The organism is Desulfonatronum sp. SC1, from assembly GCF_003046795.1.
Classification (GTDB): Bacteria; Desulfobacterota; Desulfovibrionia; order Desulfovibrionales; family Desulfonatronaceae; genus Desulfonatronum.
Genome location: NZ_PZKN01000006.1, coordinates 140,276 through 153,577 on the forward strand (window position 1 = coordinate 140,276; position 13,302 = coordinate 153,577).

The following is a 13,302-nucleotide window of genomic DNA, read 5'->3' on the forward strand; positions in this document are numbered from 1 at the left end:
AAAATGGCGACGAACATGAAAAATGGAGTTGAAGATGCAGGCTGGCAATGCCCGGGGTGACTCGGCGGAGCTGAACGGGGGCAAGAGCGGATGCTCTGAGCCGATTTACGTGGCTCGGCAGCCGGTTTTTGATCGGGACATGGATATCTGGGGCTATGAATTGCTTTTCCGGCACAGCTCCCAAAGCACTTCGGCCCGGATCGACGATGAAAACGAGGCGACCTGCAAGGTGATCGCGGATGGATTTGGTCTGGTCGAGGATTTGCTTGCACCGGCTCAGAAGGTTCTGATCAATTATCCTGGGGAGATGTTGATTCAAGGCGCGCCACGAGCCTTGCCGTCCGGAGTGGCCATAGTGGAAATCCTGGAAACGGTTCAGCCGACTCCGGAGATTTTGGACATCTGTGCCCAGCTCAAGGCCGAGGGCTATGTTCTGGCCCTGGACGATTTTGTCGGCCAGCCCGGTTACGAGGCCCTGTTGCAACTGGCGGACCTGGTCAAGGTGGACGTGCTCAATCTGGAATACGATCAAATCAAAGCCATTGTCGGCGGCCTGCGACGGATCGGCAACTGTCGTCTGCTGGCGGAGAAGGTCGAGGATCTGGCCATGTTCGACCAATGCCGAAAGCATGGTTTCGACCTTTTTCAAGGCTATTTTTTCAGTCGGCCGGAACTGGTCAGCGGCAAGAAGCTTTCGGCCAACCAGATTTCCAAGCTGCAACTGCTCAAGGAACTGGGCGTATCGGATCTCGAACTTGGACGAGTCGCCATCATCATCCAGCAAGACGTGTCCCTGAGTTACCGTTTGTTGCGGTACATCAATTCTCCCGGGGTCGGCTTGCCCAATAAAATCACGTCCATCAACCAGGCCGTGAATCTCCTGGGGCAGCGCAAGATCGTCACTTGGCTGCGGGTTTTGATCATGGCCGAGATGAAGACCACGCCCCAATCCGGGGAGCTGCTTTTGCTTTCCATGCAACGCGCCAAATATCTGGAGACCTTGCGTGAAGCCGGAGCACCGGCCCGGCTCTCCGGCGAGGGCATGTTCCTCCTTGGTCTGTTTTCCTTTTTGGACGTTATTCTCGGTCAGCCCATGCCCGATATTCTGGCCAAGCTTTCCCTGGAACCTCGCCTGGAGGCCGCCTTGCTGGGACGGGATGATGAGTTGGGAGTCTGGCTGGATCTGGCCGCGGCCTGTGAACGGGGTGAATGGGACACGGCCGAGGCCTTATTGAGCGACCTGAACCTGACATCCGAGCACTCGGCCAGGGTCCTCAACGAGTCCGCTTTATGGGCCAAGCAGTTCCTGGATGCGTCCTGATCATGCCCAATTCCGCTTCGATTCGCTCCAGAACCGGCGCCACGCCCGAAACAGCTTTCGGCGTCGACGACCCGGATTTCTTCGATCACGCTCCCATTGGCATCTTCACGTCCACGCCCGAGGGGAGGTTTCTTTCGGTCAACCCCGTCCTGGCAAGAATGTACGGCTATGAAACCCCTGGTGAACTCCTGGAGTCCATTCGGGACATCGCGGCGCAGGCGTACGTCGATCCCGCGGAGAGAGAGGAATTCAAGAGGGTGCTGGAAAAATACGGTCAGGTTTTCAATTATGAAAGCAGACGATTACACCGGGACGGTACGATTATCTGGGTGTCCGTGAACGCGAGGGGCGTGCGTGACGAAACAGGAGGTATCGCCCTTTACCAGGGATTTACCACGGATATTACCAAGATCAAGCTGGATCACCAAAAATTGTGGGAAAGCGAGAACAGAAACAAGGCCCTGCTCAACGCCCTGCCCGACTTGATGTTTCTGTTAAACCGGGAGGGAGTGTTTTTGGATTATCACGCGCCGGGCGGAGGTCTGCTGATGGAGCCTGATTTGTTTCTGGGGCGCTACGTGATGGATGTCCTCGAGCCGGATATCGGCGAACTGACCCTTCGGCACATCGACCAGGTCGCAAAGGACGGAGCATGCGTTTCCTACGGCTACGAAGCGGAGATCGAGGGTGAAACCAGGTATTTCGAGAGTCGACTGACGGCCTGCGGGCTCAATTTTCTAGCCATTGTCCGGGACGTCACGGTCCTCAGAAGATCACGGGAAGCTCTCGGGGAGCAAACGCGATTGCTGGAGAAAATCACCGACAACATGCTTGAAATCGTGGCGATCACGGATTTGGAAGGGAAGGTACGGTTTTTGAGCAAATCCAACAGGCTTTTGGGGTATGCCCTCGACTCCCAGGTTGGCAGGAACATCATGGACCTCGTGCATCCCGAGGACAAGCCGTGGGTCATGGCTGCTTTCGAGGATTTTCTGGCCGTCAAGGACGGTACGCGTATGGTGGAGTTGAGATATCAGCGGGCTGACGGAAGCTATATCTGGCTGGAGACAGTGGGCAGCTTTATTTTTGACTCTCAGGGCAATCCCAGGGAAATACTCTTCAGCTCCCGGGACATCACCGAGAAAAAGCAACTGGAAATCATCAGAAAAGAACAGCAGGAGCAACTGATTCAGGCCTCCAAGATGACCGCCCTGGGTACGCTTGTGGCCGGGGTGGCTCACGAGATCAACAACCCCAACAACCTGATCATGCTCAACACGCCCATTCTGGAGCGATCCTGGAAGGACGCGTCACCCATTCTGGACGAGTATTGGCGCAAGAACCCGGACCTGAAGCTGGCCGGGATTCCCTTTGGCGAGATGTGTCCGCATGTCCTGGATCTCTTTGCCGGGATCAGTGAAGGAAGCAGACGCATAGCCAAGATCATCACCGAATTGAAGGATTTCGCCCGGCAGTCGCCCCTGAATATGGCCGACCAGGTGGACATCAACGAGGTGGTCGGGTCGGCCCTGGTTTTGATCCGGAAGACCATCTCCGGGTACACGGACGACTTCAACGTGATACTCGCGTCGCGCATACCGCTGATTCAGGGGGACCATCAAAAGCTGGAGCAGGTCGTGGTCAACCTGTTGGTCAACGCCTGCCAATCCCTGGTCGACAAAAAACAGGCCGTTACCCTGGAAACGTTTCATGCCCCGGACCGCCAGGCCGTGGCCGTGCGGATCACGGACCAGGGCGAGGGGATCCGTCCCGAGGACATGAGCCGCATCATTGATCCGTTTTACAGTACGCGGCACAAGATCGGGGGCACCGGCCTGGGGCTGTCCATCAGCTCCGCGATTGTTCAGGACCATGGAGGCGCCCTGCACTTTGATTCCCAGCCCGGACAAGGGACCACGGTAACCGTGTACTTGGGCAAGATCGTGAAGTGATGCGGTATCCGGTCATGCTTCGCTGCTCAGATCGCGACATGGATTCAATCCGATCATAAAAGTCGGCATTGTTTTTCTGGATTTTTGGTTGTTCTTCCATTACGAGCCCGAGAAGAAATAACCAATCGAAAAACGAAGGAGAGCGAGATGAAGAACCTAGCCATCGGAGTGAAGCTGATCAGCGGCTTTCTTGCCTTGCTTGTACTTGTTTGCGGGGGGCTGGGGTTTATCGCCTATGACCGCGCCTCCCGTGCCGTGGTGGGGCAGGTAGAGGAAATCATTCCGCTGATGGCCGAGGACGGGGCCGTACTCGTCAGGAGCCGACTGGATTATCATATGTTGGCTCTGGAAGGGGTTGCGAACCGAAGATTCATCCAGTCCATGGACTGGCCCCAGCAGCGTCAAGCCATGGAAGAAGATACGGAGAGGCTGAACTATCTGGGCATGGGGATCATCTTTCCCAACGGCCAAGCCCGCTATCCGGACGGAACCACGGCGGAATTGGGGGACAGAGCCTATTTTCAACAGGCCATGGCAGGAAACACGGTTTTTTCCAACGTGATCATCAGCCGGGTGACCAATCAGCCGGTGTTGATCCTGGCCACGCCTATCAGAGGAGAACGGGGCCAGGTCCAGGCCGTGCTCATCGCCCGTTTGGACGCCACGCTGCTCAGCGAAATCACGGACGATATCGGATACGGGGCCGCGGGGTACTCCTACATCATCGACGAGAAGGGAGCCTTGATCGCCCACGGCAACCGGCAGTTCGTGCTGGATCAACGCAACTTCATCGAAGAGGCGAAAACAGATTCTCAGTTCACTCAGTTGGCGGCCATGTTTCAGCGCATGGTCAAGGGCGAGTCCGGCTTTGACGCGTACCCGTTCATGGGGACGAACCGCTATTTCGGATTCGCGCCCATCCCCGGCACGGGATGGTCCATTGCCGTGGGGGCCATGCAGGATGACGTGTTGGCCTCGGTGTATCAGTTGCGCTGGACCGTGGCCATCGCCTCCCTGATTTTCTTTGGTCTGGGCATCGTCATCGCCCTGGTGGTCAGTCGCGCCATCACCGGACCGGTGAACCGTCTGATGACCTACGCCGACGCCGTGGCCAAGGGCGACTTGCGGGCTCAGTCCGGTATTGACCAGAAAGATGAGATCGGGCGCTTGAACCTGAGCATTCAAACCATGGTGCAGTCCCTGATCGAGAAGATGGAGGAGGCTGAGAACCAGTCCGAGCTGGCCCGCCAGGAAACCGAAAAGGCTCAGGTCGCCACCCGTGAGGCCGAGGAAGCCCGGGCCCAGGCCGAGACGGCCAAGCGCGACGGGATGCTTGAGGCCGCGGCCAATATTGAAGGCGTGGTGGAGCGGATGACTTCCGCCTCCGAGGAACTGTCGGCTCAGGTGGAACAGGCCAGCCGGGGCGCGGAGGAGCAAAAGAACCGGACCGGCGAGACGGCCACGGCCATGGAGGAAATGAACGCCACGGTCCTGGAAGTGGCCAAGAACGCTTCCCAGGCCGCCGAGGCCTCGGACCTGTCCCGAACCAAGGCCGTGGACGGGGCCAAGGTGGTCAGCGCCTCGGTGGAGGCCATCAACACGGTGCAGACAAAGGCTCAGGAAATGAAGAGCAATCTGGACCAACTCGGACGTCAGGCCGAGCAGATCGGGCGGATCATGAACGTGATCGAGGACATCGCGGACCAGACCAACTTGCTGGCTCTGAACGCGGCTATTGAGGCGGCCCGGGCCGGAGACGCGGGGCGCGGGTTCGCCGTGGTGGCCGACGAGGTGCGCAAGCTGGCTGAGAAGACCATGAACGCCACCAAGGAGGTGGGCGAGGCCATCTCCGCCATTCAGCAAGGCACCCAGGCCAACATTCGAGGCATGGACCAATCCGTGGCCGCCATTGAGGACGCCACCAGGCTGGCCAACCAGTCCGGGGACGCGCTGCGCGAAATCCTGGCCCTGGCCGAACAGGCCGCGGACCAGGTCCGTTCCATCGCCACGGCCGCGGAACAGCAGTCCGCCACCAGCGAGGAGATCAACCGCGGGGTGGAGGACATCAACCGGATCTCCTCGGAAACCAGCGAGGTCATGGATCAGTCCGCCCAGGCCATCTCCGAACTGGCCAGGCAGGCCGCGGAGCTGCAGGAGGTGGTGCAGCGGATGAAGCAAGGCTGAGCCGGGTTGGACGAAAGAGACGAACGCCCGGAACGGCTACCGCGCCGCGCGACCCGGTCTGGCATATGCCAAGCCGGGTCGCGCGGTTCTTGAAGGTGTCGGCCTGGATCGAGGAAAAACAGGGGGTGCGGACCCGTTTTTTCATGTCGTCTTCGAAGCAGCCATACTCGCGAAGGTCGGTCCCAGGTCTTTTATCCGGCTCTGCCTGGCGTAGTTACAGAGATTATTTGAAAAGCATCCTGAACCAATGAGAACCAATATGTCCATCGACACGGATACCGCATCGCACCGTATCCTGGTAATCGACGACAATGCCTCGATTCATGAGGATTTCCGCAAAATTCTTCACCATGTCTACTCGGCGAGAGATGAGTTCCTGCGGATGGAGGCCGAGCTTTTTGGCAGGGGCGACGAGCCCGCGCCCGTCGGCTTTGAAGTGGATTTCGCCTCCCAGGGCCAGGAGGGGCTGGAAAAGGTCCTGCGAGCCGAGGCCGATGGTCGGCCCTACGCCTTGGCTTTCGTGGACGGCCGTATGCCTCCCGGCTGGGACGGGATCGAGACCATCAGTCGGCTCTGGGAAGTCAGCCCGGAACTGCAAGTGGTCTTCTGTACGGCCTACGCGGACTATTCCTGGCGGGACATCCAGCAAAGCCTGGGGGTGACCGACAGCCTGGTAATTCTTAAGAAGCCCTTTGAAAACCTGGAAGTGCTTCAACTGGCCCATGCCCTGGCCCGGAAATGGGAGTTGAATCGGGAGGTCCAGGGCCGTCTTCGCCAGCTGGCCTTTAACGACACTTTGACAGGCCTGGCCAACCGCGTCCAGTTCATGGATCGGCTCGGCCAAGCCCTGGGCGCGGCCTTGCGCCATGGCCACCAAGCCGCTTTGTTGTTTATTGATCTGGATCATTTCAAGCGGGTCAACGACTCTCTGGGGCACGGCGTGGGCGACGAGTTGCTTCAGGCCGTGGCTGAGCGCCTGCGAAATTGCCTGCGGGACACGGACAGCCTTGGGCGACCGTCTCTTTCAGGGCTTGCGGCCCGCCTGGGCGGCGATGAGTTCACGGCCATTCTTCCCGAAATCCAGAAGGCCGAGTCAGCTGCCAGAGTGGCTCGGCGTATCACGGAGCAACTCTCCCAGCCCATTGATCTGGGCCTCCATCGCGTCCAGGTTACGGCCAGTATCGGAATCGCCATGATACCCCAGGATGGAGACTCCGTTGAAACCTTGCTCAAAAACGCTGATTTGGCCATGTACGCCGCCAAGCGTGCGGGTTCGAACACGTATAGTTTTTTTCAGGAATCAATGACCGAAGCGGCTCATAAGCGCTTTACCCTCGAGAACCTGCTGCGCCAAGCCATTTTCCGCAACGAACTCTCTCTTCATTACCAACCCCAGTTCGATCTGAGCACCGGTCGGGTTTCCGGCATGGAGGCCCTGTTGCGCTGGGACAGCCAGGAGTTGGGAAGCGTTTCACCAAGAGAGTTCATTCCCGTGGCGGAGGATTTCGGCCTGATCATCCCCATTGGGGAATGGGTCCTGCGCTCGGCCTGTGAACAAACCGCGGCATGGATCGCCCAAGGAGTGGATATCCCCCGGATTGCCGTCAACGTTTCCATGCATCAACTCGACCATGCTCGTTTTTCGGACATGGTCCAAGACATTCTGGCCCGAACCGGCCTGAAGCCGTCACGCTTGGAAATTGAAGTCACCGAAAGTCTGCTGGCCGTGAAACCCGAGAGAGTACTGAGAGTTTTGCGGGACTTGCGAGAAGTGGGGGTGCAGGTGGCCATCGACGATTTTGGTACCGGGTATGCCAGTTTGAGCCGACTCAAGGAATTGCCCGTGGACTGCCTCAAGCTCGATGGCTCGTTCATCGTTGATCTCAACGGCGGCAAACCGGACCAGGCCCTAATGGATGCAATGATAGCCATGGCCGCCGGACTGAAGCTTAGGGTGATCGCCGAGTGCGTGGAAACGACCCGTCAGTCGCTCTTTTTACGGGACAGGAAATGCCCTGAAGTCCAGGGTTTTCATTTCGGTCCACCCATGCCCCGGGAGCAAGCCGAGGCGTTTTTGAAGGGGCAAATCGTATCTGCCGGACTCGGGCCTCCAAACCCGGACATGGCGCATGGGTGAGGAGGAGTGCGTGAACACGTTTGAAGCGAATCGAAGGCATCGGGTATTGGTCATTGACGATACTCCAGCCATTCATGAGGATTTTCGGAAGACCCTGGCCGTTAGCGAGCCGACGGACAAAGGGCTGTTGGATATGGAGTCCGAACTTTTCGGGGTCAGCGCTCCTGAACCGGACTTGGGGAGTTTTAGCGTGGACTTCGCGTCGCAGGGCCGGGAGGGTGTGGACATGGCCGTGCGGGCCAAGGCCGAAGAGCTTCCCTACGCCTTGGCCTTTGTAGACGGACGGATGCCCCCCGGCATGGACGGCATCGAGACCATCCGGGAACTGTGGCAGTCCTGTCCAGACCTGCAGATCGTGCTTTGCACGGCCTCTGCGGACTATTCGTGGCGGGGCATTCAGACGGTTTTGGGAACGAGCGACAACCTGGTTATCCTGAAGAAACCCTTCGATACCATGGAGGTGCTGCAACTAACCCACGCCCTGACCCGGAAATGGGCCTTGAGCCGAGAGATCAAGGGACGGCTGTACAAGCTGGCCTACTATGACAGCTTGACCGATCTGCCCAACCGGACATTTTTTCTGGACCGGCTCGAGTATCTACTGAAAACGAACAAGCGGTACGGGCATACGGGCGCACTTTTATTCCTTGACCTGGATGCCTTCAAGCGAATCAACGACAGCTTGGGCCACGGCGTCGGCGATGAGCTGCTCAAGGTTATATCCCTGAGAATGTTGGACTGCCTGCGAGGCATGGTTCCGGTTGTCCGGCTCGATTCAGGGGATATGGCGGCCCGACTGGGCGGAGACGAGTTCGCCGTGATCCTGTCGAACCTGGAACAGCCCGACACCGCCGCCAACGTGGCCTTGCGGATCACCGAGCACCTTGCCCGGCCCATCACCGTCGGCAGTCACCAGGTTTCCGTAACCTCGAGTATCGGTATCACTTTGTTTCCCCAGGATGGAGAAGATGTCGAGACATTGATGAAGAATGCCGATTTGGCCATGTACAACGCCAAACGCAGGGGGCCGAACGCGTTTTTGTTTTACCGGGATTTCATGAATGTTACGGTCCGGAAGCGATTGGCCCTGGAACACCATCTGCGCCGGGCCATTGCCGAAAATGAACTTTCGCTGCATTACCAGCCGCAGATCAACCTGACGACGGGCCAAGTCGTCGGGTTGGAGGCCTTGCTGCGCTGGGACAATCCGGAACTGGGTATGATCCCTCCGCTGGAGTTCATACCTATCGCCGAAGAGAACGGGCTGATCATATCCATCGGAGAGTGGGTTCTGCGCGCGGCCTGTACGCAAGCCAAGGCCTGGCTAGACCAAGGGGTGCCGCTGCCTCGGGTCGGGGTCAACATTGCGTTGTCACAGCTTATTCATGGCGGTTTTTTGGCGATGGTCGACGACGTGCTCGCCGAGACGACCTTGCCTCCTCGCTTGCTGGAAATGGAAATTACGGAAAGCATGCTGATGAGCGATCCCGACGGAGTGGCCCGGGTTCTTCACAAGCTGAGGGAACGGGGAATAAAGGTGGCCATCGACGATTTCGGCACGGGCTACTCCAGCCTGGGGCGGTTGCGGGACTTGCCCATCGATTGCCTGAAGATCGACCGCTGCTTCATCAGGGGCATCAGCATGGGCATGCGCGACGAGCCTATTCTAAACGCGATGATCGGCATGGCCGCGGCCCTGGATTTGCGAGTGGTCGCCGAGGGCGTGGAGTCCGCCGGACAGGTTGATTTTTTGCGTTCCAGCCATTGCCCGGAAGTCCAAGGCTTCTTGTTCAGCCACCCTCTCTCCGCGTCACAGGCTGAGATTTTTTTGCGTGATAATTCCCGGGCGAGAGAGTGATCCGGATTTGTCGGTCATTTCAGCCTCAAGGATACATACTCAAAGGAGCAGCGGATGGTGATTCGCCCCTTCACATCGCCCTGCAGTCCCGGATGAATCTGGTGGTGGGGACTGAAGTGCTAATAAAATGAAGAATATCTCCCGGATGAACCCCTCGGCCATGGGATCTGAACACACCAATCGTCGCGGCTTGGGCATCGCCCTGCGCACGGCCTTGCTGTCCTGGATGGTGAGCCTGGCCACCCTGGCCATCTTCGTCATGATGGTCATTCCCCAGCAGAAGCGAACGTTTTTACTCAATCTGGAATCCAAGGCCAACAGCGTGGCCGTCTCCCTGCGTGACGTGGCCGCCGGGGCCGCTGTCAACGAAGATTTCGCCAGCGTGATCAGTGCCAGTCTGACCTTGATTCAGGGCGATCCCGAAATCGACTTCCTGGTCGTCATGAAGAACGACGGCTATTCGCTGATCAACGATCACAACGGCTGGCGAGTCGAACCCCAGGCCGGTCCGTACTGGCATCCCAGCCAGCGTGTCGCCACCGGGGCTATTGCCGCGATTCCCGACTTCAGTCCCCGCACCTTTCACTACGCCCAGCCGTTCGATTATTCCGGCATCGAATGGGGCTGGATTCATGTCGGGCTTTCCTTGGCAAGCTACGACCAGAGCGTCGCGACCCTGTACCGAAACACGCTCATCCTGGCCTTGGGCTGCATCCTGTTCAGCTTTGCGGCCTCGTTGTTCTATGCGCGGCAGCTTGTCCAACCCATTTTGCGCTTGCGCGGGGTGGTCCAGCGCATCGCCGATGGGGATCTCACGGTACGCGCGGATGTGGCCCGGCAGGACGAGTTGGGCGCCTTGGCCGTGTCAGTGAACACCATGGCCGAAGCCTTGCTCCGGCGAGACCGCATCCTGGAGGGCGTTCGTTTCGCGGCGCAGCAGTTCGTGCAGACCGGCCACTGGCAATCCGTCATCGATCAGGTTCTGGCAAGACTGGGTCAGGCGTCCGAAGCCAGTCGGGCCTACATTTTCAAAAATCACCAGGACAACGTGGGCCGGTTGAGCTGCTCCTTGATTCATGAATGGACCCTGGTCGGCATAATGCCGCAGATCCATAACCCGGGATTGCGGGACTTGCCGTACACGCGACCCGGCTTGGACCACTGGGGCGAACTGTTCGCCCGGGGGGGGTGCATCTCCGGACCGGTGGACGAGATGAGCCCCGAGGAGCAAGCCGATCTTCGTCCTCAGGGCATCAAGTCCCTGCTGGCCATACCTATTTTTGTCGATGAGCATTGGTGGGGTTTCATCGGGCTGGACGACTGCGTCACGGCCCGTTCGTGGTCCGAGCCGGAAAAGGACAGCTTGCGCGCCGCGGCGGACATAATCGGGGCGACCATTGCCCGGCAGAGGGTTCAGGACGCGTTGCTGGAATCCAAGTCCACGTTGGAACAGAGGGTTCTCGCGCGGACCCGGGAACTCCAGAGTCAAGTCCGGGCCAAAGAGCGGGCCCTGGCCGAGCTGGCCGCGGCGCAAAGCTCTCTTTTGGAGATGTCCCGTGCCGCGGGCATGGCCGAGGTGGCTACCGGGGTGCTGCACAACGTGGGCAACGTACTGAACAGCGTGAACGTGTCCTGTTCCTTGCTTCAGGATCAGCTTCGCCAGTCACGGGTAGGCAACGTGGCCAAGGTGGCGGAGATGTTGAGCGAAGCTGAGGGTGAGCTGCCCCGCTTTTTGGCCGAGGACTCTCGTGGGCGCCGGATTCCGGCCTATTTACGTTCTTTGGCCGATGTCCTGCAAGAAGAACAGAAGCTTATGGCCAGGGAAGCCCAGACACTGCAAGACCGAGTCGAGCACATCAAGGAAATCGTCTCCATGCAGCAAACTTTCGGGCGTATCTCCGGAGTCCTGGAAATTTTGCCTCCGGAGCAGTTGATGGAAGACGCCCTCAAGCTCAACGCCGAGGCTTTGGCCCGGCACGGGATCACGGTGCGCCGCGAATACGAGCCCATGCCTCCGGTCAGCGTGGATAAGCACAAGGTTTTGCAAATTCTCCTGAACCTGATCACTAACGCCAAGTACGCCTGCCTGGAAGGAGATGCGGATGCAATGACGATCACCCTGGCCCTGTCCCGCCCAGCTTCGGACCGGGTGCTCATGCAGGTCGTCGACAACGGGATGGGCATTGCTCCGGAGAATTTGACCCGGATTTTCCAGCACGGCTTCACCACCCGCCAGGGCGGCCACGGTTTCGGCCTGCATAGCGGAGCCCTAGCCGCCAGGGAACTCGGCGGCAGTCTGAGCGTACACAGTGATGGTCCGGGTCGCGGCGCGACGTTCACTCTGGAGTTTCCAACTGCTGGGAACGGCGCGCAATAAGCGGCGTGGCGGTTCTGATCTCAAGAGCTCGAAATCAATCCTCGAATTGGTTGACAATCCTGAACTTTTCCGCGGAGGTTCTCTTCTAATGAGAACACTCATGGCTTTTCTGTTGGTAATGTATGCGGCCGGCTGGTCTCATGCCGAGCCTGAGCTGGTCCGAAGCGATCAAGTCGTCCGCCTCGGTATTTCCTCGCGAACCTTTCCGGCGACTAATCGCAACGACGCCCTTGCCGCCATGAGGGTTTGGGTGGATACGGTCATCAAGGAGCGGGAGCTTCGGGAGAGCGTGGAAGTGGCGTTGTATGACTCGGTTGAGGAACTGCGCTCGGCCTATGAGCAGGGACGCGTCGACGCGGTTTCCCTGACCACGGAGGAAATCATGCTCCTGGGAGTCCGACCGGACTATGTCTACATCCCGAACCAGGATCACGGCTTTCATGTCCGGTATGTGCTCCTCGTGCGTCGCGACGGCGCGGTCGCCGACGTGGCGGACCTCACGGGGCATGAGCTGGTCGTTGCCGATCATCAGCGGATGGTCTTCGCCGGATTCTGGCTGGAAAGCCTGCTGGCCGACGTTGACGGCAACCGGACTGGCAGGCGGCTTGTGGATCAGGCCAGGGTGGCGAAACCGTCCAAAGCCATCTTGCGGGTCTTTTTTCAACAGGCCCAGGCCGCCCTGGTCACCTTGGAAGCTTTTGAGCTGGCGTGCGAACTCAATCCGCAGCTTCGCGACGAACTCAAGGTCTTGCGTGAATCGCCGCCACTGGTGACAGCCTTATTTCTTTTCCGGCCGGACTGGCATGGAGTCACAAGGGAACGGCTCGAAGAGGCTGTCTTGAATCTGCATGCCACTCCCGGAGGTCAGCAGGTGCTCACCGTGTTCCAGAGTTCCCGCATGGAGAAGCAGCCTGGCTCCGTACTGGACTCCACGCGAAGCTTTCTTGAGCGATATCTTGGGTTCGCGCCTGATCCGCCGCCCGGGGAGGAACCGTCATGACCTCACGGATCTGGCTGGCCGGGATGAGGCAAGGGAGGCGATCGACCCGCTTCCTGTCAGAAATGTCTCAACTGTCTGGCACAAAATGGGAAGCGCCTTGAAAATGATCGAAACCCACAAGCGGATCGCATTGGAGCCTTCTCGATTCATGAAAACTCTCGTCGTTTTTCTGCTGATATTCATGGTGGTCTGCGAGATTCAGGCCGAGCCCGCCCGCGGCCAGAACCACCAGGTCGTCCACATCGGTGTTTCCGACCGGACCTTCCCGGCCGCCAACCGCAACGACGCCCTCGCGGCCCTCAAGGTTTGGGCGTCTATGGTCTTCGACTCGCTCAATATTCAGGAGCACTAGTGTCCCAACGTTTTTCATTAATCAATGCTTAAGACTCTGTAAAATATGACTTTTTATTCTTTTTTGGCTGTTACCGATTTGAACATCCAGCAGCTAGTACCTTATACCTCTTGCAACATTT

At 58.7% G+C, this 13,302-nt stretch carries 8 protein-coding genes; all 8 read left to right on the forward strand.

The window, feature by feature from the left end; genetic code table 11:
• Window positions 1-34: 34 nt before the first annotated feature.
• The 8 genes from C6366_RS19245 to C6366_RS05185 all read left to right on the forward strand — a co-directional run bounded on the left by C6366_RS19245 (window position 35) and on the right by C6366_RS05185 (window position 13,181).
• Window positions 35-1,321: an EAL and HDOD domain-containing protein gene (locus tag C6366_RS19245; RefSeq protein ID WP_158269656.1), complete on the forward strand. Its 1,287-nt coding sequence runs from the start codon at window positions 35-37 to the stop codon at window positions 1,319-1,321.
• The gene (locus tag C6366_RS05155; RefSeq protein WP_158269657.1) at window positions 1,291-3,273 is read left to right on the forward strand and encodes a PAS domain-containing sensor histidine kinase; all 1,983 of its coding nucleotides are present in this window, start codon (window positions 1,291-1,293) and stop codon (window positions 3,271-3,273) included. The genes C6366_RS19245 and C6366_RS05155 overlap by 31 nt, the downstream gene beginning before the upstream one ends.
• 147 nt (window positions 3,274-3,420) lie before the next feature.
• Window positions 3,421-5,457: a methyl-accepting chemotaxis protein gene (locus C6366_RS05160; RefSeq protein ID WP_107736276.1), complete on the forward strand. Its 2,037-nt coding sequence runs from the start codon at window positions 3,421-3,423 to the stop codon at window positions 5,455-5,457.
• A 259-nt stretch (window positions 5,458-5,716) separates the two neighbouring features.
• Entirely contained in the window at window positions 5,717-7,594 is a 1,878-nt protein-coding gene (locus C6366_RS05165) for a bifunctional diguanylate cyclase/phosphodiesterase (RefSeq protein WP_107736277.1), read from the forward strand.
• 10 nt (window positions 7,595-7,604) lie between these two features.
• Window positions 7,605-9,452, forward strand: a complete 1,848-nt coding sequence (locus tag C6366_RS05170) for a bifunctional diguanylate cyclase/phosphodiesterase (RefSeq protein ID WP_199221433.1) — start codon at window positions 7,605-7,607, stop codon at window positions 9,450-9,452.
• A 127-nt stretch (window positions 9,453-9,579) separates the two neighbouring features.
• Window positions 9,580-11,829: an ATP-binding protein gene (locus tag C6366_RS05175; protein WP_199221434.1), complete on the forward strand. Its 2,250-nt coding sequence runs from the start codon at window positions 9,580-9,582 to the stop codon at window positions 11,827-11,829.
• 100 nt (window positions 11,830-11,929) lie between these two features.
• Window positions 11,930-12,829: a PhnD/SsuA/transferrin family substrate-binding protein gene (locus C6366_RS05180; protein WP_158269658.1), complete on the forward strand. Its 900-nt coding sequence runs from the start codon at window positions 11,930-11,932 to the stop codon at window positions 12,827-12,829.
• 148 nt (window positions 12,830-12,977) lie between these two features.
• Window positions 12,978-13,181 carry a hypothetical protein gene (locus C6366_RS05185; RefSeq protein WP_146164780.1) on the forward strand — a complete coding sequence of 68 codons (204 nt, stop codon included), beginning with the start codon at window positions 12,978-12,980 and terminating at the stop codon, window positions 13,179-13,181.
• Window positions 13,182-13,302 lie beyond the last annotated feature (121 nt).